The sequence below is a fragment of the Chryseobacterium nakagawai genome (genome assembly GCF_900637665.1).
Lineage (GTDB): Bacteria > Bacteroidota > Bacteroidia > Flavobacteriales > Weeksellaceae > Chryseobacterium > Chryseobacterium nakagawai.
Genome location: NZ_LR134386.1, coordinates 3,969,853 through 3,995,462, shown reverse-complemented (window position 1 = coordinate 3,995,462; position 25,610 = coordinate 3,969,853). Strand labels below are relative to the sequence as shown.

Annotated in this window: 24 protein-coding genes; 6 read left to right on the top strand and 18 right to left on the bottom strand. The window is 36.5% G+C overall.

The window, feature by feature from the left end:
* Nucleotides 1–3 precede the first annotated feature (3 nt).
* The 5 genes from bla to EL260_RS25655 form a co-directional block, all read right to left on the bottom strand.
* Nucleotides 4–900 (bottom strand): class A beta-lactamase, encoded by an 897-nt coding sequence (gene bla / locus EL260_RS18025; protein WP_123856743.1) that lies wholly within the window; start codon nt 898–900, stop codon nt 4–6.
* A gap of 193 nt (nt 901–1,093) precedes the next feature.
* On the bottom strand, nt 1,094–1,378 hold the full coding sequence (locus tag EL260_RS18020; RefSeq protein WP_123856741.1) for a hypothetical protein: 285 nt from the start codon (nt 1,376–1,378) through the stop codon (nt 1,094–1,096).
* A gap of 387 nt (nt 1,379–1,765) precedes the next feature.
* Entirely contained in the window at nt 1,766–3,232 is a 1,467-nt protein-coding gene (locus EL260_RS18015; protein ID WP_123856740.1) for a RagB/SusD family nutrient uptake outer membrane protein, read from the bottom strand.
* An 8-nt stretch (nt 3,233–3,240) separates the two neighbouring features.
* On the bottom strand, nt 3,241–6,195 hold the full coding sequence (locus EL260_RS18010; RefSeq protein ID WP_123856738.1) for a SusC/RagA family TonB-linked outer membrane protein: 2,955 nt from the start codon (nt 6,193–6,195) through the stop codon (nt 3,241–3,243).
* Nucleotides 6,196–6,396: 201 nt separating this feature from the next.
* Nucleotides 6,397–6,552: a hypothetical protein gene (locus EL260_RS25655; RefSeq protein ID WP_164466543.1), complete on the bottom strand. Its 156-nt coding sequence runs from the start codon at nt 6,550–6,552 to the stop codon at nt 6,397–6,399.
* A gap of 529 nt (nt 6,553–7,081) precedes the next feature.
* Between EL260_RS25655 and EL260_RS18005 the strand changes: the two genes are divergently transcribed.
* The 3 genes from EL260_RS18005 (at nt 7,082) to EL260_RS17995 (ending at nt 10,278) form a co-directional block, all read left to right on the top strand.
* Nucleotides 7,082–8,587, top strand: a complete 1,506-nt coding sequence (locus tag EL260_RS18005; RefSeq protein WP_228445522.1) for an amidohydrolase family protein — start codon at nt 7,082–7,084, stop codon at nt 8,585–8,587.
* A gap of 469 nt (nt 8,588–9,056) precedes the next feature.
* A complete protein-coding gene (locus EL260_RS18000) occupies nt 9,057–9,893 on the top strand; it encodes a sulfite exporter TauE/SafE family protein (protein ID WP_123856734.1) in 837 nt (278 codons plus the stop codon).
* A complete protein-coding gene (locus tag EL260_RS17995) occupies nt 9,871–10,278 on the top strand; it encodes a DUF1634 domain-containing protein (RefSeq protein ID WP_228445520.1) in 408 nt (135 codons plus the stop codon). Before EL260_RS18000 ends, EL260_RS17995 begins: the two co-directional genes overlap by 23 nt.
* A 147-nt stretch (nt 10,279–10,425) precedes the next feature.
* Here EL260_RS17995 and EL260_RS17990 read toward each other — a convergent pair whose 3' ends face one another.
* The 3 genes from EL260_RS17990 to EL260_RS17980 are packed head-to-tail and all read right to left on the bottom strand — an operon-like array spanning nt 10,426 to nt 12,950.
* Complete coding sequence (locus EL260_RS17990) at nt 10,426–10,980, bottom strand: cysteine hydrolase family protein (RefSeq protein ID WP_123856732.1); 555 nt, start codon at nt 10,978–10,980, stop codon at nt 10,426–10,428.
* Nucleotides 10,981–10,990: 10 nt separating this feature from the next.
* Complete coding sequence (locus EL260_RS17985) at nt 10,991–12,277, bottom strand: MFS transporter (RefSeq protein ID WP_123856730.1); 1,287 nt, start codon at nt 12,275–12,277, stop codon at nt 10,991–10,993.
* Nucleotides 12,278–12,335: 58 nt separating this feature from the next.
* The gene (locus EL260_RS17980) at nt 12,336–12,950 is read right to left on the bottom strand and encodes a TetR/AcrR family transcriptional regulator (protein ID WP_123856728.1); all 615 of its coding nucleotides are present in this window, start codon (nt 12,948–12,950) and stop codon (nt 12,336–12,338) included.
* Nucleotides 12,951–13,160: 210 nt separating this feature from the next.
* On the opposite strand from EL260_RS17980, the gene EL260_RS17975 reads away from it, so the two are divergent.
* The 3 genes from EL260_RS17975 (at nt 13,161) to EL260_RS17965 (ending at nt 15,726) form a co-directional block, all read left to right on the top strand.
* Nucleotides 13,161–14,096 carry an NAD-dependent epimerase/dehydratase family protein gene (locus EL260_RS17975; RefSeq protein ID WP_123856727.1) on the top strand — a complete coding sequence of 312 codons (936 nt, stop codon included), beginning with the start codon at nt 13,161–13,163 and terminating at the stop codon, nt 14,094–14,096.
* Between the two features lie 154 nt (nt 14,097–14,250).
* The gene (locus EL260_RS17970) at nt 14,251–14,664 is read left to right on the top strand and encodes a GxxExxY protein (protein ID WP_185145918.1); all 414 of its coding nucleotides are present in this window, start codon (nt 14,251–14,253) and stop codon (nt 14,662–14,664) included.
* A 150-nt stretch (nt 14,665–14,814) separates the two neighbouring features.
* On the top strand, nt 14,815–15,726 hold the full coding sequence (locus EL260_RS17965; RefSeq protein WP_123856723.1) for a helix-turn-helix domain-containing protein: 912 nt from the start codon (nt 14,815–14,817) through the stop codon (nt 15,724–15,726).
* A gap of 152 nt (nt 15,727–15,878) precedes the next feature.
* On the opposite strand, the gene EL260_RS17960 is transcribed toward EL260_RS17965, so the two are convergent.
* From EL260_RS17960 to mmsB, 10 genes are all read right to left on the bottom strand, one after another.
* Complete coding sequence (locus EL260_RS17960; protein WP_123856721.1) at nt 15,879–17,000, bottom strand: ABC transporter permease; 1,122 nt, start codon at nt 16,998–17,000, stop codon at nt 15,879–15,881.
* Entirely contained in the window at nt 17,000–18,103 is a 1,104-nt protein-coding gene (locus EL260_RS17955) for an ABC transporter permease (RefSeq protein WP_123856719.1), read from the bottom strand. Before EL260_RS17955 ends, EL260_RS17960 begins: the two co-directional genes overlap by 1 nt.
* A gap of 1 nt (nt 18,104) precedes the next feature.
* Complete coding sequence (locus EL260_RS17950) at nt 18,105–18,848, bottom strand: ABC transporter ATP-binding protein (protein WP_123856717.1); 744 nt, start codon at nt 18,846–18,848, stop codon at nt 18,105–18,107.
* 7 nt (nt 18,849–18,855) lie between these two features.
* Entirely contained in the window at nt 18,856–19,791 is a 936-nt protein-coding gene (locus EL260_RS17945) for an ABC transporter ATP-binding protein (protein ID WP_123856715.1), read from the bottom strand.
* Between the two features lie 12 nt (nt 19,792–19,803).
* Complete coding sequence (locus EL260_RS17940) at nt 19,804–20,733, bottom strand: HlyD family secretion protein (protein ID WP_123856713.1); 930 nt, start codon at nt 20,731–20,733, stop codon at nt 19,804–19,806.
* A gap of 16 nt (nt 20,734–20,749) precedes the next feature.
* Nucleotides 20,750–22,021 carry a TolC family protein gene (locus EL260_RS17935; RefSeq protein ID WP_123856711.1) on the bottom strand — a complete coding sequence of 424 codons (1,272 nt, stop codon included), beginning with the start codon at nt 22,019–22,021 and terminating at the stop codon, nt 20,750–20,752.
* 46 nt (nt 22,022–22,067) lie between these two features.
* A complete protein-coding gene (locus EL260_RS17930; protein ID WP_123856708.1) occupies nt 22,068–22,700 on the bottom strand; it encodes a TetR/AcrR family transcriptional regulator in 633 nt (210 codons plus the stop codon).
* Between the two features lie 472 nt (nt 22,701–23,172).
* Nucleotides 23,173–23,820 carry an epoxyqueuosine reductase QueH gene (locus tag EL260_RS17925; protein WP_123856706.1) on the bottom strand — a complete coding sequence of 216 codons (648 nt, stop codon included), beginning with the start codon at nt 23,818–23,820 and terminating at the stop codon, nt 23,173–23,175.
* Between the two features lie 8 nt (nt 23,821–23,828).
* Nucleotides 23,829–24,611 (bottom strand): enoyl-CoA hydratase/isomerase family protein, encoded by a 783-nt coding sequence (locus EL260_RS17920; RefSeq protein ID WP_123856704.1) that lies wholly within the window; start codon nt 24,609–24,611, stop codon nt 23,829–23,831.
* A gap of 50 nt (nt 24,612–24,661) precedes the next feature.
* Nucleotides 24,662–25,564: a 3-hydroxyisobutyrate dehydrogenase gene (gene mmsB / locus EL260_RS17915; RefSeq protein WP_228445606.1), complete on the bottom strand. Its 903-nt coding sequence runs from the start codon at nt 25,562–25,564 to the stop codon at nt 24,662–24,664.
* Nucleotides 25,565–25,610: the final 46 nt, after the last annotated feature.

Sequence of the window (25,610 nt, the reverse complement as noted above, 5' to 3'; positions counted from 1 at the left end):
GATTTATTTTTTGTAGTGATTATAGGCTGCTTTGGCAATATCGGCAATAATCGCCTCTGAGTTTTCAAATGTCTCATAAGTATCATGTACAAGAACAGCAATATATATTCTCTTTTTATCTGAGAGTTCAATAATTCCATAATCATTAACGGCACCTGTCATTCCTGCTTTATTGGTGAATGAGGTTCCGGTGCGGTGGGCTACTTTAACATCCTTGGGTAACTTCCCTTTAAGCCTTTTGGCTCCTGTCGCATTATTCAGCATGGCTGTATATAGCCATTTTGTATGTTCTTTATTTAATATTTTCCCGGTGTAGAATTGTTCCAGAAGCCAGGTAGCTTCGTTAGGAGTGATGGTATTGATGAATTGGGAATCCCAGTCCTTATGCATACCTTCTTCATCATTTTTGATGACAATATTCTTGCTGTTAATGAATTGCTGAACATAATCAGGACCTCCGATTAGTCTTAGCAGAATATCTGTCAAATTATTATCGCTGTAGACGACCATCCACTGTATGCAGTCTTCCAGACTAAGCTCTATATTTCCGTCCGGATATTTGTCTTTAAATGGACTATAAGTATCCTCCAAAAGCTCTTCTTTTTTGATATAAATTTTCTGTTGTAAAGAAAGTTCACCTTTTTCCACTTTATGAAGAACAGCTAAAGCTACAGGAAATTTGAAGGTGCTTAACATGGGAAGTGGCTTATTGCCATTGATTTGGATTACTTCCTTTTTTGGGATTCCTGCTGTGACAATAGAAACTCCTACGTCTGCTTTTTTATGGGCAAGAATGGTTTCAATTGCTTTTTTTAATTCAGAATTTGTATGGTTCTGTGAAAAAAGCGGAAGGCTTAAGAATACGATAAACAGAGTAGGAATAATTTTTTTTAATTTCATTAGATGGTGTTTATTTGAATGGATCTTTGGTTCCCAAATATATGTATTTCCTGTATCTCTTTCTCCGTTTGATTTCAATATTTTTATTCATCAGAAATTCCTTTAAAAAAGGGAACCCAAAATGAATGTAACAGTAATTCCGGAATATTAATTCTGAGATTTTTTATTTTGATACTCCTGTTGTATTAAAAAATTACCACTGACCACCATTTTTGGGAGGCGGATCTGTTTTGCTGCACTGATTTGGGGTGTTTGTTCTCCATTGATCTTTATCTTTGGGAGGCGGATCTGTTTGTAAAATATTTCTCAATTCATATATGGTATAGGAATGAAAAGAAGTAAATACCATTGCGATGGCTATTGATACCAAAAGTTGTTTCATTGTTTTTATTTTAAATTTATTAAAATATTCATTCCTGTTTACATAATTTTTAGAGATATTAGCCGTTACCTTGATAAGGATGATGATTGAAACCATAAATCCATTAAACAAATGTTTATATTTTTATGATATAAGATTTATTATAATTACAGTCAAAGATCAGAGGTGTCAAAGATCTTGTCATGGAAAATAAGCAGCAAAAGATAGAATAACTGAACCAAAAAGTATAAGAAATTAACAAAAATAAATAAGAAGAAAAGATTTATTTCTATTGATTATCAACTTGTATGAATAGCATCGTTAATATTAGTGGTGCTATTTTTTTGTTTTTAAATCAATGTAAATTTTTGAACACTCTTATAATTTTAGTCTCTTGTCTAAGAGATCTGTTTATAGGGTATTATGAAGCTTTATAATAAAAAGACACCATTTACTGAAAATGGTGTCTTACTTGAAATATATTAAAATTGTTTTGTTCCTTATCTAGTCATTTTGTTTGATTTGAGGGTTATTATTAATCTCTTTATTCGGGATTTGGAATTTAAATTTATCCGGTGTGAGGTTAAATCTTCCAAAAGTATGGTTGGTTCCTGTATATATTCTTTCTAAAGGAGTATTCAATCTCTTCATATCAAACCAGGCGTAGCCTTCACCCCAAAGTTCAATTCTTTTTTGAAGGATAATTTCATTAATCAGATCGGCTCCTGTTTTGATAGACAGCGTATAGGCTTTGTCTCTTTTGGATGCAATTTCAAATAATACTTGCTTTGCTTCCGCTTCTCTTCCTTGCCTTGCAAGAGCTTCCGCCTCAATATAATATAAAGAAGAGGCTCTGATGTAGATATAATCACCTTCAAACATGCTTGGATCTTTAAATTTCCAGCTTACATAGGCAGGATAGTTTTTAGTCTTTCCGTTAAAGGTATACTTGGCAGGCTGGCTTCCATTGAATACTTTTTTACGGTAATCAGTATCCGGAATAGCATCGTACAAACGTTTGTCAATAAGCTTATAAATCTGGGCAGCTCCTGCATATCCTTCATTGGTATTATCAAACATAGAGAAGAAAGAAGCATAATAATTTCCGATACTCATGGTAGAAATTGTATTATGGAATCCCCAGATTACCTCAGAATTGCTGATATTGGAAAACCCGGTAGTAGTATAATCGTTTTCTGTCATCAGGGCAATCCCTTGTTTACCATCTGCGGCATATTTTACGGCTTTGGCGTAATCTCCAATTTGAAGGAATATATCGGCAGCAATAGCTTTAGCTGTTCTCTGATCAATCTGGGCTCTGGATGGACGGGCAAAGCTCTCCAAAAGAACAATAGATTCTTCAATATCCTGACCAATCTGTGAATATACTTGTTCTACCGTTGATCTTGGACGTCCCTGGCTGGGATTATCCGTGGTAAGTACCAATGGAAGCCCCGGATCAGACTGATGCCCTTTATAATCATTGGCATAAAAACGGATCAGATGAAAGTAAGAATAAGCTCTTAACGCAAGCAGTTGTCCTTTAATCGCTTGATTTTTAGGACTTGCATCTGCTTTTAAATCACTAAGAAGTTTATTGATAATGAATATTCTTGCATAAAAAGTGGTCCATACAATTTCTGAAGCCAAATTACTGGCATTGGTAGCTTCATAATTATAAAACATTCCCAAATGCTGATTTTTTGCCTGTATCACGTCATTTGACATTAAATCTGCACCTGCTTTTATTCCCATGATTCCGAAGTCTGAGTGAGACCCAATGTTTCCCCCTGCACCATTACTGCGAAGGTCAAGATAGATTCCGCCAAGAATCTTTTCAGGCTTTGACTGATCCTCATTCAATTGCTCACCGGAAATATCGCCCTCCGGTAAAGTATTAAGATCATTAGCACAGCCCGTCGTAATGAGGGTTACGGCTAATGCTGATATAAAGTATTTTATTGTTTTCATAATTTCTTTTAAAATGTTAGTTTAAAACCTAGTGAAACACTGGATAATAAAGAGTATTTGTAAGCGTCAGAAACTCCTGTTAATGAGGCCCTCGGATCATATCCTTTTCTCTTGGACCATAGATACAGGTTGTTTCCGGTAGCATAGATTTTTAATGCTGATAAACCGATCTGCTTTGTAAAATCATCAGATAACTGGTATGATAATGTTACATCCTGAAGACTGATATAATCAGACTTAACCAGGTACAACGTAGAATGCCCGTTCTGGTTGGTAGAAGTCAGGTCTACACGTGGCAGGGCTGCCGTCGGGTTTTCCGGAGTCCATGTTTTATCAAGATCAGTAGTGTAGTTAGAGCCGTAAGTGTCAGAATGGAATAAAGATCTGTAGATGTCATCATATCCGTATCCGCCAAACTGATAAGCGAAATTAACAGAAAGATTTACTCTTTTATAGGTAATATCCGTTCCAAATCCACCATATACCTTTGGAATTGCTGATTTTCCGGTATTGTAGTCACTGGCTTCTTTATAATTATTGGTAACCGTTTTTTCTACCTGCTGAGTGGTTGGGTTTATGGTGTTTTTATACCATAATGCATCTCCGTTTTCAGGGTTTACTCCAGCAAATTCTTTCAAATAATAGGTATACCGGTCACCACCTTCCGCAAGAACAAACAATCCTGAAACCAGACCTGTAGCTCTTTGCTGTTCCGGTAACTTGGTGATCTTGTTTTTATAATGAGTAGCGTTAGCATAAAAATTCCACTGAAGATCTTCTGTCCGGAGAATATCCACACTGATATTGGCCTGTATCCCTTTGTTGTACATGTCTCCAATATTTCCATACTTTACATACGAACCTGAGTTGGATATTGCTAAAGGAAGCGTATAGATCATATCAGATACCTTTCTCTCAAAGTAATCAGCATTTAGATTCACTTTATTGTCGAGTAGAGAGAGCTCAAAACCGGCATTCAGGTTTTTGGAAGTTTCCCATTTTAAGTCCCTGTTTCCTTGTTTTTTTAAAGTAAGTACAGGTTTTCCATCTCCAAAATCATTAATTCCATAGATGTCCTGATAAGCATAATAATCTCTGGTAGTGCTGTTCAGAAGGATATTGTCATTTCCCTGTTGTCCATAAGAGACCTTTAGTTTCAATGCATTAATCACCTTGTTGTCTTTAAGGAAGTCTTCTTTGGCTACATTCCATGCGGCTCCTAATCCATAAAATGTACCCCATCTGCTTTCCGGAGCGAAGACTGAAGAACCGTCTCTACGTACATTGGCATTAAAAAAATATTTACCATCATAGTTATATAATAATCTGGAGAAATAACCTTCTACCGCATATTCATATCCGTTTCCAGACAGATCTGTGATTTTTACGGCATTATCAAAAGCCCATGATTCAGGTAATAAAAGTTGTTGTTTCGTTCCGGAAAACCCTTCGTTCTTTGTTTTATTCAATTCATGACCCACAAGAATATTGAAGTTATGTTTATCGAATTTCTTTTGATAGGTAAGCAATTGCTGATGATTCAGGGTATAGTTGAATATAGATTCTTGAGAAATATTGCCCCCTACAGAGGAAGAAGTTCCTCCAAATGTATTTCCAAACTGAAGGTTTCTCAAATTTTCAAGATAAGCCCCAAAACTGTAAGTGAAATCCAGGCCTTTGATGATTTCATAGTTTAATCCCAGATTGATATTGCTGATATTGCTGACCCTTTGAGATTTATCCTGCTGAAGATTTCCTACCGGATTTTCAAAAACAGCATAAGATCTTGTAGCACCGTTTGGCCCCTGTCCGTCTCCATAATCATACAAAGCATTTCCGTGGTTATCATACAGTTGCTGGTAATGATCATTTCTAAGAAAAACCGGGTAGAAAGGAGCTATATTTCTCGCAAACTGGAACGGATTGGAAAATCCACCCGTTTCTCCGAAATTCTGCTTGCTGTAAGTATAAGAAAGCGCAGTGGTTAATCTTAACTTTGGGGTGATAGAGTAGTCTACGTTGGATCTGATCCCAAATCTTTCAAAACCAGACGAAATAAGATATCCCTTATCGTCCAGATAGTTTAAAGACGTATATGATTTTACCTGGTCACCGCTGGCATTGATTCCAACTGTAGCTTCCCTTCTTAAAGCAGGTCTGAAAAGAAGTTTTTTCCAGTTATCCTGATACAGCAGCTTCGCATTTTGGTTAAAAGAACCGTCCGGAGCAATCAGTTGACTAAACGGTACATTGTAAGCATTATATCCAAGCCCGTTCAATCCTGAAAGTCCTGCAGCATGGGGAGTCGTGGTGGAGGGAACGGCACCCGGCTGCTTCTGTCTTGCAATTTCTCCGATTCTTCCCCTGTTATAGTACGCTGTATAATAGTCCTGCGGTGAAGTGTAGACCGAATAATCCTCAATAGATCTGAAGTTAACCCCGGTCTTTACATCAAGATCAACACTTAGTTTCTTGTTTTTACCTCTTTTAGTATTTACGATAATAACTCCATTGGCCCCTCTGGAACCATATAAGGCGTTGGAAGACGCATCTTCCAGAAAAGAAATACTCTCAATATCAGCTGAAGAAATACTGTTCAGGTCGCCACTGTAAGGAATTCCGTCCAATACAATTAAAGGATCACTGGAAGCGTTAATAGAGCCAATTCCTCTCATTCTTATCGTAGGTTGGGAACCGGGTTGTCCGGAAGAGATTACTTGTACCCCTGCTACTTTACCTTCAATTCCCTGAAGAACGTTTCCGTTTTGAAGATTACCAAGATCTTTAGCCTTTAATGACTGTACAGATCCTGTAATTTCTTCCTTTTTTTGCTTTCCGAAGGCTACTACCACCACTTCTTTGATGGCAGTCTCCTGTGAAAGGCTGTCTTTTTTTTGGGCAAAGCCATATTCTGCGAATAAGAGCACGGCCAATACACCAAGTTTGCATTGTTTTTTTCTCATTATATTAATCTTAGGTTTTAAAAAATTGAATATTTGTAGTACGTTTTATCTTCCCGATTAGGAAAAAATAAATCCCTGCCTCCCTTTGGTAAGGAGGTGTCAGAAAGAAAATGTTAAAATAGAGGAGGTGTACCCGGATTACATAGGCCTTGAGCTTATCGGGCTTTAATTCCTACAATAATGTGCATATTTCTTTGGGAGTTATGGCATCATCATTTTACACATCATATATCCAAAGCACATGTTCTTAAAAGTGATGTTGTGCTGTGAAAGGCCATTCTCTGTACAACCCTTATGTTGTTCAGAAACTACAGCCATGATAGTGTATAGGTAAGAATTAAAGTCATTCTTATTCATGAGAATAGAGTTTTATTTTTTTTAACTGGGTCAAAATTATTTAATAATTCATAAAACTTTGTTAAAAAAGGATATGAGAAAAATCATATTAGTCTACTAATATAGTAGGGTAATTGAAAGGATAAACTTTTAATAATTGTTTTTATAATGTAAGTAGTTGTAAAACAATGTTTTATTATTTTAGTTTGTAGAGTTTTAGGGTTTTAAAAAAAAATTCATTTTAAGAGATGAATAAAATTTAACACTATAAGTCTATTGTTTTTGTAGACTTTTTGTGTATTTTGCATCCCATTTCTTTTTAGGGGGCTTTATCCCGCTATCCACTCATACTCCTCACGCCGAGGCTAAGACATAGCATGTTGCGGGGTAACCGTTTCTATCGGGGCTAGGAAAGGATAATGAAAAATGTGTCGTTAAAAGGTTTATCATTTGTTTTTTTTCAGATTGAAATTCTTTTACCAAAAAAATAATTATATTTTTGAATACTGTATTGGCAAAGTATTTTTGTCAGTAACAGGTTACTATTATTATGAGAAAATACCTTACCTATATATTAATGTTGGGATTTCCTCTGTTGGGAGCCCAAACTAAAGTGGTTGAAAAATCCACTTATCAGGAAAAATGGACGTTGCTGGATACAGAAAATGCAGCAATGGCCTTTGATGCAGATGTAAAATTATCTGATGCGGAGACTGCTTTGGACAAAAAACTATTCCAGATCAGGAAGCAGTTCCTTGCCGAAACAGAAAAACAGCATATTCCTTTATATAACCTCTCTTTTAATGAAATAAAACCATTGATAGAATCCAGTAAGCTGTTTAAAGTTATTCAGACAATGCCTAAAGGAGGATTGCTGCACACACACAGTGGTGGGTTGGCTAATGCAGAATGGCTGATAACGACAGCTAGAAAATATAAAGAATGCTATGTATATGACCAAAAAGACAATGATAAATACATTTTCGGTCAGTTAGGCTTCTTTGAAAATGGGAAAGTTCCAAAAGGATTTGTTAATCTAGATCAAAAGCTAAGTTCAGATGCCGGTTTTGAAAAGAAGCTTCACGATCTTCTGCTTTTGAAGAGGGATAACCTATGTTCCTATACCGATTATTGGATTGAGTTTGAAAAACGTTTCCAACGCATCAACTTGTTATTGCCTTATCGTCCTTTTTTCAAGGAATATTATTTAAAAGGCTTTCAGGATTTGGCCAAAGATCATGTGCAGCATGTTGAAATAAGATATGTATTTGATGAATTGTATGATTTTGAGCATGGAAAATATCCATTGGAAAAATCCATTACAGATTTACAGGATATTGTAAAGCAAATGCATCAGTCGAATCCTCAGTTCAGTCTGAAGTTGATCTATTCAAGTTTTAAATTTTTAGATTCCGACAGTATTGAAAAACAACTTGAAATCGCATTTAAATTAAAGAAGCAATTTCCGGACATGATTTCCGGCTTTGACCTTGTTGCTGATGAAGCAGCGGGCAACAGCATTAATTTCTACCAGAAAAACTGGACAAAATTAAACGAAATCACAAAAAAAACAGGAATAGAAATGCCTCTGTTCCTTCATGCAGGGGAAAGCACTTCCGTTTTCAATAAAAATATACTGGATATTACTTTATTGAACAACCAGAGAATTGGGCATGGTCTTAATCTGATCTACTTCCCGAAATCTATGGAGCTAATTAAAAAACAGAATAAATTAGTGGAAGTAAGTCCGATCAGTAACCAAATCCTTGGATATGTAAGTGATATGAGAAATCATCCGGCAAGAGTTTTACTGAGCAATGGAGTACAATGTTCTATTAATAGCGATGACCCTGCCGTATATGGCTATGAAGGACTAAGTTACGATTTTTGGATGGCCTATGTATATTGGGAATTGGATGTAAAAGCTTTGAAAAAACTGGTTTTCAATTCTATTAATTATTCTTCCCTGAATAAAAATGAGAAAAAGCAAGCGGTAGAAGCCCTGAATACCCAATGGAATGATTTTGTTCAGAAAGCGAATCAGGAGTTGAATTAATAAGCAGTTTTGTAAATATAGCATAGCACCATTTTCGAATGGTGCTATTTGTTTTCTTATGTTTAAACAGTATATTTTGTTAAGCTGTTTGATTTTCAGGGATTAGGAATCAAATAAAAATCGCACTCAAAAAAGAACAGTAATTTGATTCTAATCAAACTCTAATCTCCCTCTAATATTGGGATCATAACTTTGTGATGTTAAAATTAAAACATTGAAAGAGTAATTTTACTCAGTTGTATCCACAAAAAGGCTCAGTACCTTTTTCAATAATGATTGCTGACGGTTTTATGATCTGTATAGTTCTATCATTTACAATACTTTCTATCATATTTCATTATGCTTTAAGGAAAGAAAAAATAATTATTCATATTAGTTGATTTAAGTTTAGCAAATAGCTATTTGATGACTGGGTTGCTAAAAATTTGTATATTGATTATAAGTTAGTTGAAATATATTTTAAAAAATTATGACAGTACTAGTATTTACTATTTGTGTATTATTAGGTTCGGTAGCAGCCGGAATTATCGGTTCCTTATCGGGTTTAGGCGGTGGAATTGTAGTCATTCCTTTATTATCGATAGTATTAGGTGTTGATATCCATTACGCCATTGGTGCCGCATTGGTTTCTGTAATTGCTACTTCATCAGGATCTGCTGCAGCCTACGTGAAAGAAGGAATTGCCAATATGCGTTTAGGAATGTTTCTGGAAATTGCAACCACTGCAGGAGCGGTTGCCGGAGCACTTATTTCCAGTGCTGCGCCAAGTTCTTTTATTGCCATACTATTTGGTCTTGCACTTATTTTTTCAGCTGGAAACTCTTTGAGAAAAAAAGAAGAGCAAGTAGTGGAACAGTCCAGCCCGCTTGCAATCTCTTTAAAGCTGCCTTCTGATTACCCCAGCAATAGAGGAGAAAAAATTAATTATGGCACTAAGAATGTTGTAGGTGGATTTGGAATGATGGGGCTTGCAGGAATGTTATCAGGAATGCTCGGAATTGGATCAGGGGCATTCAAAGTAATTGCTATGGATACTATTATGAAGATTCCTTTTAAAGTTTCAACCACTACAAGCAACTTTATGATGGGAGTTACTGCCTTGGCAAGTTGTGTTATTTATATCCAAAAAGGCTATATAGTTCCTGATATCTGTTTGCCAGTGATGATTGGTGTTCTTTTAGGGGCGATTATCGGCTCCAAAATATTAATGTCAACAGATCCTAAAAAATTAAGAACCTTTTTTGCAGTTATCATCTTCTTTTTAGCGGCAAATATGATCTATAGTGGAATTAAAGGAAAAATTTAAAAGTATGGAAGTCACAGATAAAACAATTAGAAATCTTGTCGGAAATGTCTTGAAGTACGGTGTAAGATCCGTTTTATGTATCGGAATTATCGGGGGTGGGATTTTTCTTTCCAACCATGCGACTGAAAAAGTAGATTATTCTCATTTTACCGAAAAAGAGGAAAATATATTCAAAGTTATTGGCGATATTTTTTCAGGAGCTGTTAATCTTGATGGATCAAGTATTATCTATATTGGCATATTGATCCTGTTTTGTACCCCGTTTTTAAGAGTAATACTATCTTTAATTAGTTTTGCGTTGGAAAAAGATAAATTATATGTAGGAATCACAACTGTTGTCATATTAATCATTTGTCTTAGTGTATATTTTGGTTTTGGACATTAGATTGAATAAAATAATAAATAAAGGCTCAACAGCTTCTTTCTCAATTAAATATCTAAAAAGTATTCAGATAGTAAGATGGCAAAAATCATAAACAGCTTTTATACTCGTACATGAAAAAAACCTTGCAAAAGCAAGGTTTTTTGTCTTTTATAAAGTCCATTGCTGTAAAGAAACAACCTCCGCCTGTCTGGGAAATACCTTATTCATCAAAACCTGATGAACCTCCAGATCGCCATCTGCACAACAATCTTCTATGACCGTTAGCTTATAATCTTTGTCAGCAGCTTCTCTTAAAGTGGAGAGAACCACACCGCTGGTTGATATTCCTGCCAGTACCAGATGTTCTATATCATGACTTCTGAGCACAACTTCGAGATCACTTCCCGCAAAAGCACTGAATCGTTTTTTAGTAATGACAATATCCTGTTCCTGGGGAGAAAGGTCAGGATGAATAGTCATCCACTCCTGCATATTAACGTTAGCCATCTGCTGTTTTATTGCTGAGAAAACTTTGTTGTTTTTACTTACTTCAGGCATTCCCTGTCGGAATCCTACAACAATGTAGATGACCGGAATTTGGTTTTCACGCGCATTTTTAATCGCCTGAGCCATATTAGAAATCAATAGTGCTGTGTCAGGTAATGAGCTTAGAATTGATGACTGCATGTCCATAACCAGTAATGCTTTTTTTACTTTTTCCATTTTTAAAGTATTATGTTTTATTGATGAATAGTTCTTCAGATTCCTCCAGAAGTTGTTGATCCGGTGGACTTTTTTTCTTCTTTTTAATTAAAATATTTCGAAATGAAAATGCGATAATCACTCCTGCAATTCCTTCGAAAAGTAGTGTTTTGGGAGCCCCTATTTTTTCAGAAATAATTCCAATCAGCAGGCTTCCTAGCGGCAGCATTCCAAATATCGCAGTCAGCAAAATACTGATCACTCGGGAACGCATTTCCGGTGCGGCCTCAGATTGTACAATGATATTACAGGTCGTAAACTGAGCAACACCGCCAAAACCGGTAACCGCTGCAAAGAACATGGAGAGCATGAAATTGGTGGTGTAGGAGAAGCCAATAAGTCCAACACTTAACACAAGAGTACTTCCAATTAATATTCTTCTCATTGAAACGGTTTCCTTTAAAGAAGCTAAAATAATGGTTCCCAATACCGCTCCTGCACCAATGAAGCTGGATATATAACCGAATGTCTGGGCATCCCCATTGAAAATTTCTTTGGCATAGACAGGAATAAGCGTATCATAAGGAAGAATAAATAATCCTGTAATGCTGAGCATGACGATAATCCAGCCGATAGAAGATTCTCTTTTAATATAGGTAAAACCCTCCACAAGTTCTTTAAGCACACCTTGTTTTGCTTTATTGGGAATATGTGTTGTCTTCGGAATTTTCATCATTGAAATAGAAATCATGACGGCCGCAAAGCTTGCTGCATTTAAGATAAAACAAACTCCGGCTCCAAACTGATGTAAAATAATCCCTGATAACGCTGGTCCAAGTAGTTTTGCAAGACTAGCCATAGCAGCCGTTAAGGAAAGAGCACTTTGCAGATCTGCCGGATCATGTACCACTTCATTAATCAAAGATTGTCTTGCAGGGACATCATAAGCATTGATAATCCCAAGTAAGACACTTAATCCTAAGATAGGCCATACATTCTGATGGCCTGTCATCACCAACACAGCTAATAAAACTGATTGTATCAAGGAAGCAATCTGAGTGATCTGAATGATTTTATATCGGTTGTAACGGTCTGCGGCTACACCTCCAAGTGCAGAAAATAGAAAGGAAGGGAACTGTTCTGCGAAAATGGTCAGCCCCAGCATAAATGCAGAATGGGTCATACTGTAAACCACCCAAACCACCGCTGTACGCTGCATCCATGTACCAAGCTGAGAGACAGAACGTCCAAAAAAATATAAAGTATAATTATTACTCTGAAAAGCTCTAAACGTACTGATATTACTTAATTTCTTCATATTTAAAATAAACTATTTGACATATATTGTAAAAATGTCAAAATTGGGATAAAAAATTTTATACGAGCCATTTAAAAGTCATAGCAGTCAAGACCTCTACGGTTGTATTTAATCCGTCAAAACTATTTTTTAAAAGCATTTCACGTTTAATTCCTCGAATGCTGCTCTGTAAAATAAAAATAATAGTATCCAGTTCCTCTGATGGTAAAGGACGGATTTCTTTTGTATGAATACTTTTGGAAATGGCTTTTTCAAGAATAATCTTTTCTCCAGCCATCAAATGTTGGTGTACAACTTCCATGACCTGAGAGTGTCTTGATTTTTCTTCAGCATTCATTCCAGCCTCTACAGCTGTAAAAAAAGGAGTCTTGCTTTCAGATGTTTTAATCTTTGTCAGACAGAATGCCCTTATTTTTTCTTCCAGTGTTTCCTGTTGATCTACTGCATTTCCGATTTCGAAAATGACTTCTTTTACTAAAGAATTCAAGACAGCGTGGAAGACCTCTTCACGGTTTTTGAAATAATAATAAATAGAAGTTCTGCTTTTTCCGATGGCCTTGGAAATATCATCCATCGTTACTTTTTTGAATCCATACTTCAGGTAAAGTTCAGAGGCAGCTGTAAGTATCTGTTCTGAAAGTTGATCCTGTTCATTTTGTATGGATGAAAACATAAGTTTAGATTTTGCGATAACAAATTTAAAACATTTCTGACAAAAAAACAAATTTTGTCAAAATGTATAAATTAATTGAAAGCCAGAGAATTATTCAAAACAGAGATTCTGTTACAACTTCCCCTGATCCAGATACTCAGATCTGTTACGCTTTTCTGAACTTTGTCCTACCAAAACAACAGAAGATCATAATCAGAAAAATAAAACAATATGCAAACAATATTAGGAGCCAATGGACAGATTGGCGAAGAGCTGGCAAGAGAATTAAAAAGAAACTTTACTTCAGATATCCGAATTGTCAGCAGAGATGCAAAGAAAGTAAATGATACCGATGAGGTATTTTCCGCAGACTTATCTATTCGTGAAAAAGCTATTGAAGCAGTAAAAGGAAGTGAGATCGCTTACTTTACACTAGGTCTTCCGATAAGTTCAGATCTTTGGGAAAAACAATTTCCATTAATTCTTCAAAATGTAATTGATGCCTGCAAGATTAACGGAACAAAGCTGGTGTTTTTTGATAATACCTATATGTATCCACAAGATGGCCGCGTTTTGAATGAAAATACAGTATTTGATCCAGTGGGAAGAAAAGGACGAGTAAGACGGAAAATGGCGGAAATGGTATTAAGAGAAATAGAATCCGGTGAGCTGGAAGCAGTAATCTGCCGCGCTCCTGAATTTTATGGGCCTGGAAAAACGCAGAGTATTACCAATACATTGGTTTTTAATAATATCAAAGAAGGAAAAAAGCTGAAAGTTCCATTGAGTACAAGTAAAAAAAGAAGTCTCATCTGGACACCAGATGCGAGCCGCGCAACAGCTTTAATTGGAAATACACCGGATGCATATGGACAAACCTGGCATTTACCTGTAGATAAAAGTCATCCCACCTATAACGAGTTTATCAGAATAGCTTCCGGAATCTATGGCAAAGATTTGAAGTATTCTGCAATATCTAATTTTGTTTTTAAGATAGGAGCTTTATTTAATACAAAAGTAAAGGAATTATTAGAGCTGCTTCCAAGATATGAGCATGATAATATATTTGATGATTCAAAGTTCAGAATGCGATTTCCTGAATTTCAGGTGACCACTTATAAACAAGGGATCAGCCAGATTAAAAGTGAACAGCTTTCAGGAAAATAATAAAATTGTAACTTAGTATGAGTTATGTTTTTAAACCACATAGGCACATAGAAAATACTAAAATATTAGTATTTAAAGTGCTGTTATGAAATTCTAACAGCCTATAAAGCCTATGTATCTATGTGGTTAAAAAAATAAAAAAAACACAGATATAATGATTACAAAAAAATATTTAGATGACTTGACATATGAAATAATAGGGAGTGCTATTGATGTTCATAAGATTATGGGTGGCGGATTATTGGAAAGTGTTTACCATGAATGTCTAAAAGAGGAACTTTTATATAAAAAAATAAATTTTCTTACAGAGATGAAGGTGCCTGTGATTTATAAGGGGAAAACTTTGAACGTTGATTTTAGATGTGATTTATTTGTAGAGAATAGTATTGTTGTAGAATTGAAATCAGTACAGGAAATAATACCAATTTTTGAGGCACAACTTTTAACTTATATGAAGCTATTAAGGTGCCCCAAGGGAATAATCATTAATTTTCACTGTTCAAACATATTTAAGGAAGGACAAAAAACTTTTGTAAATGAATATTTTAATGCTTTGCGTAATTCTTAAAATTGTAAGTGAAGTTTAGCTTTAAACCACATAGGTACATAGAAAATGCTGAAATATTTAGAATGTCAAAAGTATTTTCATGGAATTATTAGCGTCCTATAAAATCTATGTCTCTATGTGGTTTAAAAAATATAAATTAGAAAACCAGTAATGAAAACACCCATAAAAATTTCATCAATCAATGCAATGCATCAGGCCCTGGGATTGAAAAAACCATCAAATCCATTGATCAGTGTATTTAGTTTTAATGATGTGAAATTAAAATCAGAGACGATTCTCAATGCTGTAATAACAGATTTTTATGCTGTAGCGCTGAAAAAGGATTGTGCCGGTGGAAAATTTAAATATGGACAGCAGTATTATGATTTTGATGAAGGGATTATGTATTTTACCGCTCCACAACAGGTCTTACAATTTGAAGATGTTCTTCTGAATGAAGTGGAAGGTTTTGTATTGGTTGTACATCCTGATTTTCTTCAAAGCTATCCTCTGGCTTCAAAAATTAAGGACTATGGATTTTTCTCCTATACCGCCAATGAAGCTCTGTTTCTTGCTGAGAAAGAAGAAAAATCTATTATGGATATTATTGATAATATAAGCCAGGAGATTCATGCTAATATGGATTCTTTTACACAGGATCTGCTGGTATCGAACCTGGATTTGTTATTAAAATATTGTGATCGCTTTTATAACCGACAGTTTTTAACCCGTAAAAAAGTGAATAATGATCTGCTTTCAAAGCTGGAAACCCTTTTGGATGAATGTTTTAAAAATGATAAGCTGATCATTGATGGAATTCCTACGGTTCACTTTGTTGCGGAAAAACTGAATCTGAGTGCCAATTATCTCAGTGATATGCTTCGGGTGCAGACAGGGCAGACTACGCAACAACATATTCAAAATCGTTTGATTGAAAAAGCTAAAGAACTACTTTCCACAACGGAAATGTCGGTTTCAGAAATTGCTTATCAATTAGGATTTGAGCATCCACAGTCTTTTCACCGTTTATTTAAAAATCGTACCTCTTTTTCACCCTTGGAATTTAGAGCTTCGTTTAACTAAATTATTTGAACCCCAAAAGTAACAAAAGCTTTGTAATAATATCTTTTTATTTATAAAGGAGCGGTATCCATATGAAAAAATCCATGTGCCTATGTGGTTAAAATTTTATTAGGCCGCATAGGCACATAGCCTTCTCGTAGATTATTTTTCTATTAGCTCGTTTTTCTATAATTCCAAATGGCAAAACTATTTAAAACTACAGCAAATAAAGCCAGATAACCGAGTTCTGTTCCTACATCTGCCAATCCAGATCCTTTCAGGACAATTAACCGGACAACTTTAATAAAATGGGTTACCGGAGTGAAATTGGAAACTGTGATTGCCCAGTCCGGCATACTGTCTATACTGGTAAAGAACCCGCTCATCAACATAAATACCATCATAAAGAAAAAGGCAATGAACATCGCCTGAAGCTGTGTGTCTGCAAACGTTGAAATCAACAGTCCGAAGCCAAGTAAAGCCACCAGGTAAACAGACGCAAAGAGGTAAAGTACCCATAAGCTGCCTTTTGGGAAAATACCATAAAACAGATACATCACAAGGAGCCCGAGGGTAAAGACTGTGATTCCCATTACCCAGAACGGAATGAGTTTGCCAAGGATAAATTGCCATTTCTGAATAGGGGTTACGTTGATTTGTTCAATTGTCCCGATCTCTTTTTCCTTTACAATATTTAAAGCTGTGATAAAGCCTCCGATCAATGTAAGTAATAATACCAGAATTCCCGGAACCATATAGTATTTGTATTCCGCTTTTGGATTGTACCAGTTAGAACTTATGACAGACAGTTTTGTGTTGGGGGCAATTTGACCGTTGGGTAATTTAATATTAATATCAAGATTCGTATTGAAATCTGCCAGAACCTGTAGCAGATAAGCTGCTCCCAGAGATGCTTTTGTTCCATTAATAGCATCTACCGATAGATTGACTTTCTGACTTCCTTCCCGAACAAGATTTCTTTCAAATCCAGAGGGAATTTCCAGCACCAGATCTGCATCTCCATATTCAATCAATTCCAGGCCTTCTTTGTAAGAATTGGGATGACCTGCCATCTTGAAATATCCTGATGAAGCTATTTTATGGGCCAGCTTTTGAGAATAGCTGCTGTGATCCTGGTCAACAAAAGCTACATTTACATTTTTTACCTCAAAATTGGCTGCCATAGGTAAAATAATCAGCTGCATAATGGGAGCAAAAAGCATCATAGACAAGATCGTTTTGTCCCTCAGTATCTGACGGAATTCTTTTTGTAATATAAAACGTAATATCTTCACTATAACCGGATTTTAAAATTTCTTAATGCAAGTGTTAACAGACCTGTTGCCATCAAGGCCAGAATAAGTGTTTCTTTCCAGACGTATTTAAAGCCAAGCCCTTTCAGCATGACAGATTTAATGATACTGTAATAATATCTCGATGGTACAATATGGGAGATCCATTGAAAGACCTTCGGCATATTTTCCAGAGGAAACATAAAACCTGTCAATATCATGGTGGGCATCATCATACCCATCATTGAAATCAGCATAGCGGTTTGTTGTGAAGCCGTGATATTTGAAATCAATAATCCCAGTGAAAGACAGGTGATAATGAAAAGAATGCTTTCTGCGAAGATCAATACCAGACTGCCTCTTATTTCTACATGGAGAAAGAATACAGAAAGCAGTAAAATGATAATGAAATCGATGAGTGATAAGACCAAATAAGGAATTGCTTTTGCAATCAGCACCATGATGGGCTTAAAAGGAGAAACCAACAGGATTTCCATGGTTCCAAGTTCCTTTTCACGCACTACCGCTACAGAGGTTAATGCAGTACTGACAATCATAAATATCAAGGCAATCACACCCGGAATAAAGTTGAGAGAGCCATTTTGTTCCTCGTTATACAGCTGTCGTATTTCAGGAATGATCTGATAAGATGGTTTTACCGTAGGATTGAGTTCCTGCTGGTAATTACCGATAATGGTATTCAGATAATTGGTCACGATGGTGGCATTATTCGGGTCTGAAGCATCAGCAATAACCTGGATCTGCGCTCCTTCTGCTTTATACAGATCTGAACCGAAACTGGCAGGGAAGATAACAGCACATTTTATTTCACCTTCTCTGAAGCGTTTTTCAATATCTTTGTAATGGAGTATAGGCTCTTTAACCTTAAAATAAGAACTGGATTCTATTTTGGAGATAATCTGCTCAGATTGTACATCCTGAGCATTATCCTGTATGGCAAGACCAATATTTTTCACCTCACTGCTCAAAGCAAAACCGAAAAGAACGATCTGAGCAATGGGTAATCCAAAAAGGATCAGCAGGGTACGCCTGTCCCGGAATACATGATAAAATTCTTTGCGTATGAAAGCTAATAGTTGTTTCATCTTAATCTGATTTTCTTTTTGCTCCTCTTGCCAGTTGATAAAAAACATCATCCATAGTATCGGTATTGAACTGTTTTTTCAGACTCGAAGGGCTGTCTAATGCTTCTACACGGCCATCCACCATTACACTGATGCGGTTACAGTATTCTGCTTCATCCATATAGTGTGTCGTTACAAAAACAGTGATTCCATTTCCTGCAGCCTCATAGATCATGTCCCAAAATTGCCGTCTGGTTACAGGATCAACCCCTCCGGTGGGCTCATCTAAAAAAACAATTTTAGGACGATGGAAAATAGCAACTGAGAAAGCCAGTTTCTGCTTCCAGCCCAAAGGCAGTTCACCGACTAATTTTTTGGCTTCTTTTTCAAGTCCGAGTGTCGTAATCAGTTCATTACTGCGTGTTTTTATTTCCGGCCTTGAAACGCCATATACGCCACCATAAAACTCAATGTTTTCTACTATGGTAAGATTATCATACAGGGAAAACTTCTGACTCATATAGCCTATGTTTTTTTTAATCTGTTCCTGTTGTTTATACACGTCATAGCCCGCCACTGAAGCTTCTCCTGAAGTGGGATAGGAAAGTCCGCAAAGAATTCGCATGGCAGTAGTTTTTCCTGCTCCGTTAGCTCCCAGAAACCCGAAGATTTCCCCCTGATTCACATCAAAGGTAATTCCGTCAACCGCATTGAAATCCCCAAATTTCTTGGTTAAATTTTTACAGACAATTGCTTTATTTTCCATCAGGTTGCTATTTCACGGGTTCATTATGGTGTTCATTCATGAGGCGGATAAAACTGTCTTCAATCGTTGGGGTTACAATTTTCACCTCCAGTCCGTCAGGATGATTTTGACCTATAATCCGCATGGCATCTATAACATCTGTTTCATTGGATTTCAGAGTAAGGTGCATATATTCGCCGAATGTGTAGCAGCTTTCTACTTCTTCCGTAGAACGTACATCTTGTAAAAGCTGATAAATATTATTAGCTTTGGCCGCAAACAGGGTTTTCGGAAAGCTTTTGACAATATTTTCCGGGGTATCAATAGACATAATATTGCCATTCTGCATCAAAGCAATCCGATCACAGAGAGTGGCTTCATCCATATAAGGTGTTGAAACAACAATCGTAATACCTTGTGCTTTCAGTTGACCAAGCATATCCCAAAATTCTTTTCTTGAAACCACGTCTACCCCTGTTGTAGGTTCATCCAGAAACAAAACTTCAGGTTTATGGATTAAAGCACAGCATAAAGCCAGTTTCTGCTTCATCCCACCGGAAAGTTTTCCAGCCCTGCGTTTATTAAAGGGTTTAATCTGTTCATAAATGTCTTTGATAAGGTTATAATTGTCTTCAATGGTAGTTCCAAAAACCGTAGCAAAGAAATTAAGGTTTTCCTCTATGGTCAGATCCTGATACAGTGAGAATTTTCCGGGCATATATCCAACGATATTCCTGATTTTCCTGTAGTCTTTGATGACATCAAACCCTTCTACAGTCGCTGTTCCGCTGTCTGCAAGCAATAAGGTCGTGAGAATACGGAACAGGGAAGTTTTGCCGGCTCCGTCAGGGCCGATCAGACCAAATAGCTCTCCATTCTGTACATCAAAAGAAACATCATTGACTGCTTTTACTTCCCCTTTATTATAGGTTTTGACGATATTTTTTACTGTTATTGAACTCATATCAATGATCCATTAAAAGATTACTTCTCCATACATTCCGATCTTCAGATAACCATCATTTTTCACATTTACTTTCATGGCATACACCAGATTGGCTCTTTCATCTTTGGTTTGAATGGTTTTCGGCGAAAATTCAGATTTAGAGGAAATCCAGGTAATGGTTCCCGGATATTCTTTGTAACTGTCTTTACCATTATCAATCCTAACTTTTACCTGTTGCCCTATCTTAATTTGTGATAGTTGTATACCTGTCACATACGCTTTTAAATCAAGATTTTCCGTATTGGCAATTTTATACAATGGCTTTCCAATGACCTGAAGCTCGCCCTGCAAAGCATAATTTGTTAATACTGTTCCTTTGATTGGGTTAATGATCTGCCCTTTATTAATTTGTTCCTGGATTTGTGCGGCAGCTTTCTCCATAGGTGCTTTTTCACTCAATATACTTCGGTTCTGTGTATTGGTGTTGTAAGTATTCAGTTTAAGCTGTTGTTCCGTAACAGCAATCTGTTTTTTAAGTTGATCTATGGAGGCATTGATATCATCCAGCTGTTTACGGGTGGCAGCATCTGCTTTTACCAGGTTTTCAGTACGGCTTTTTTCTCTTAATTGTTGTGCTAACTGTGATTTCTGTACTTCGAGCTGCCTGCGTACCAGTTCCGTCTGGTCACCAGGAGCGATTGTTTTTTCATTTAAGGCAGCAATACTGGCTTCAGTTTGTTGCTTCTGAAGTTCTGCAACCTTTACATCAATCTGTCCTACCGGATCACCTGATTTCAATTGTGCTCCTTCTTTTACATTGTACGAAAGGAGCAAACCGTTTTGTTGTGCGGATACAATCACTTCATCAGCTTCAAAATTCCCCGAAGCATCATAGTCGTTTTTCTGCGTACAGGCATTCAGAAATAATGCTGCTGAAACAATTACTATATATTTTTTCATGTTGTTACATTTATGATTAATGGCCTGATTTGAATTTTAAATTATATTGTGACTGAAGCAGCTGTATCTGATGAAGAATAAGGTTTTGCTTTGCTGCGTTTTCATTATTGATTTTCTGAATGTATTCGTGGGTGGTAATAACCCCATTGGTGAGCTGAGCTGAGGCAGACCTTGTGACTGCTTCCCTCAGTTCTATTGTTTTTTGATCCTGGCCGATCATTTCTGCGTATTTTTTTATATTTTCATCCTGTTGGGCAATATCCAACTTTACATTTCGGATGAAAGTTTCTTTATCAGCATCTGCTGTCTGGCTGCTGAGGTCATAGATTGAACGTTGATTTTTTAAAGTATAAAGACTTCCCAATGACCAATTCAGACGGATGCCGGTGATATACCACGCTCCAAAATCATTAGAAATAGGATTAAGAGTAGGTCGTCCGTAAGCTCCCTGAAAAAAAGCTTTGAAAGTAGGCATGTAACTTGATTTCAACTGTTTTGTCTGTGCTTCATAAATATCTTTCTGTAAATCGAACATTTTAAGCTCCGGCCTGTTGATTTCCTCTGATGATAGAATAAGTTCAGGTTTTACTAACTCGGAGGATGAGGTAAGCTCCTTACCGGTAAAAATAGAAAGCATTTTTAAAAAAGCTGAACGATTTCCTTCGTAATCAATATTTACTGATTTTGTATTCTCGATCTCAGCTTTTAGTTCATTGACATCGCTTGCATAAGCTGTACCATATTTATAGGCAGCTTCCGCTTTATCCAATTGAGTCTGCAGATTGGCAACTTTAAGTTCGTTGAGTTTCAACTGGGCATCCAGCAAAAAAATAGAAAAGAAGATGGCGTTGATACGGTCATTGATGGTATACAGTTCTATTTCCACATTTTGCTTTTGTAATCCGGCATTGGCTTTTGTGATTTCATTTTGATAATGAGTGTTTCCGCCATCAAATAATAATTGCTCAACTTCTCCGGAAATCCTGTATTGGTCTTTACTGAATGTTGGTGGAGAAAATCCCATAGGAGAGGCACCACCAAGTAAGGCACCATAATCAACTACCTGAGATTGATATGTTGCCTGACCAGAGATATTAAACTGTGGTAAAAACCTTTTGTTGACATTTCTGATGGTATAGTCTGCCGATTGAGCGACCAGATTCATTTTTTTGACAGCAGGGTAGTTTTCTCTTGCCAGAAGGTAACATTCCTCCAACGTGAGTGACTGTGCATTGACTGAAACAGCTAATAACCCCAAGCCAATAGTCAAAAGTGTTTTGTATATCATTTTATTATTTTGTTTTAATCATTTGATTAATTTGGTGGCAAAAAAATTATTTCGCCTTCATCATTGCTTTTATCCAAACCGGAATGAGTTTTTTACGCTCCTGCATCATCTGGCTGAATTGTTGGTTGTCTATTTTGCTGATGGATGTGATCAACGGCTGAGCAATAAATGGAAAAATAACTAATCCCATTACATTCATTAAGAATTGCAGAGGATTAGGTTCGGTTACTTCCTCGTTCTCAACTGCTGTCTGATATTGCTTAATAAATTCAGAATTCAACACAATATCTTTAATAGGTAATTTACCCATCAGGCCGGTAGGGTTGTTCCTCAGTTCACTCATGATAAAAAGCGGTAGACCCGGTTCTCCGGAAAGGAAATTAATATAATTGGATGCAATGAGTTCTATCTTTTTTTCCAGACTGGTTTTGCCGTCATTCAAGATGGTGGTAAGATGATGGATAAAGCCGGACAACGTTTCCAGCATGATAATATCAAATAACTTCTGTTTACTTCGGAAGTAATAGTTGAGTAAAGCGAGATTGATTCCTGCTTCTTCAGCAATATCCCTTGTACGGGTAGCTGCAAAGCCCTTTTGGTGGAATACTGTACGGGCTGCTTCCTTAATTTTTTCTTCAGTTGAAGTATCCAGATTATTAACTTCTTTAGTTTTTGCCATGTTGCATCAAAATTCGTTTCAGATACAAATATACAAACTTATTATTTTGATTTAATCAAATGATTAAAAATGATTTTCAAATCATCTTTTACATGAAATATTCTATGTGCCTATGTGGTTAATTTTTTTGAACCCATAGACCCATACATTTCTACAAATAAAATGGGTGGAGGTAATGATAAAAATATATTGTTAACAGTATATAATTTTATCGTAGATAAAATCTTAGCATCATTGCATATTCCATGAAATCCTTTTATCCATGAAGAATATATCTGATACCAATAGCGATTTTGCTTTCTTTTTAAGAGTATTGTTTGAAAACATTACTTATTTTTTTATGCTAGGCTTTCAGAATCTTATATTATTATAAAATATGCCCATTTTATTGGAAATGGGCATCCTATTTATTGAAATTGATGGTGATAAGATGAAATGATTTCCTCTAAATGAGATCAAGAAAAATATATTTTCAGTCTTTACCATAATATTTTTCGCCCAATTTTATTTTCTCTCTTCCTGTTTCCACCCGCCATTTATTGGTGTCTCTTAAAGAATAGGCACAGCCGCAATATTCCTGCATGTAAAACTGTTCTTCTTTGCTGATGTCAAGCATACGTTTTGAGCCGCCTTTCTTTCGCCAGTTGTAAGTCCAGTAAGTAATTCCTTCATAATGACCGGCTGCACGAATTCCGCAATCATTGATCTGCTCCATATTTTTCCAACGAGAAATGCCCAGTGAGCTGGAAATGATATCAAATCCGTTTTCATAGGCATACAATGCAGTCCGTTCAAAGCGCATATCAAAACACATCGTACAACGGATTCCTCTTTCGGGTTCCCATTCCATGCCTTTTGCTCTGGCGAACCATTCATCCACATCATAATCAGCATCAACGAAAGGAATATTGTGTTTCTCAGCAAAACGGATATTTTCTTCTTTTCTTAAATCATATTCTTTCTTTGGATGAATATTGGGATTATGAAAAAAGATGGTAAAATCTATCCCTGATGCTATAATTGCTTCCATTACTTCTCCGGAACATGGAGCGCAACAGGAGTGCAACAACAGTTTTTTACCTCCTTCCGGCAATACTAATTGCTCTCTTTCAAAATTCATTTTCATTATTATTTCCCTGTAAAATCAGGATTTCTTTTTTCTATAAATGCGCCTATGCCTTCGTTATGGTCTTGGGTTGTAAACAACTCACCAAATAAGGCGGCTTCTTGTTTCAGCCCATCTGCAATATGCAGTTCAAAGCCTGTATTTAATGATTGTTTTGCTTTGGCTACAGCTATTGGTCCTCTTAAGGCAATGGTTTCTGCCAGTTTTTGGGCCTCATTCAATAATTCTTCAGGAGCAATGACCCGGTTGACAAAACCAAATTCTTTACAGGCAGCTGCTGAATAAAATTCGCCTGAGAAAACCATTTCTCTTGCTTTGTATAAGCCAATCGCTCTTGGAAGACGCTGTGTTCCGCCAAAACAAGGTAATAAGCCTAAGGTAACTTCCGGCAATCCGAATTTAGCTTTCTCGCTGGCCAGAATAATGTCGCAGGATAATGCGAGTTCACAGCCGCCACCTAATGCAAAGCCATTAACTGCCGCAATGACAGCCATCGGTAATTCTTCAATAGCATTAAAAGCCGTTTGTGCCATGATGGAAAAGGCTTCAGCTTCCTGAGGAGTCATTCCTTGCATAGCTTTGATATCTGCACCGGCAACAAAAGCTTTTTCTCCGGAGCCTGTGATGATCAGAACGCGAATGCCTGGGGTGGTTTTTATCTGATCGGAAAATATTTTTAGTTCTTTTAAAACAACTTCATTTAAAGCATTTAAGGCTTGTGGACGATTAATAGTCAGTGTTCCGACAGGTCCCTGCTGTTCATATAATAGTGTTTCGAAATTCATTGTATCTGGTTTTAGTTGATGGGATGATTTTGGGTAAAGTGGAATTAGTTTCAGTTTTCTACGTTTAATTTCCCATTTAAAAATTGGATAATGCTGGAAAAATCTATGGCCCCATTTCCGGATTCGCTCCATATTCTATATAAATTTAAAGCGGCATTTCCCAGTGGAGTAGAGGTTTTGGTTTCCAATCCTGCTTCTGCTGCCAGTCCCAGGTCTTTGGTCATCAGATCTACAGCAAATCCGCCTGAGTATTCTCTTGATGCAGGAGCATTTTCCATCACGCCAGGGTATGGATTGTATACTTCTAAAGACCAGTTTTTGCCGGAACTTTTCTGCATAATTTCACTTAATGTTTTAGGATCTAATCCATGACGAATTCCTAAATTAATAGCTTCAGAAGTTCCGATCATGTGAATGGCCAATAACATATTATTACAGATTTTCGCCACCTGACCGGCTCCGGAATCTCCGGCATGGAATATATTCTGTCCCATACATTTTAAAATAGGCCTTGCTTTTTCGTAATCTTCGGTTTTACCACCTACGATAAACGTTAATGTTCCGGCTTTTGCTCCGGCTGTACCTCCGGAAACCGGAGCATCTATCATTTTACAGCCTTTAGATACAGCAAGTTTAGCAACAGAACGGGCTGTTACTGCATCTATGGTACTGCTATCAATTAATAATGTGTTAGGTTGTAAATTGTTGACAAATTCTTCAGAGTACAGTTCAGCAACGTGTTTCCCGGAAGGAAGCATTGTGATGACTACCTCTGCATTTTTAATTGCTTCTAAAGCTGAGTTGGCAGCTTGCCCGCCAGCCGAAACCAAAGCTTCTAAGGCTGTTTTTGAAAGGTCAAATCCAGTTACCGAATGACCATTTTTCACTAAGTTTGCGGCCATAGGTCCGCCCATATTTCCTAATCCTATGAATGCTATATTGGACATAATTATTTCTTTGAGGGTTAAAAAATGATTGAATTTGAATTGAAAAAAGAAC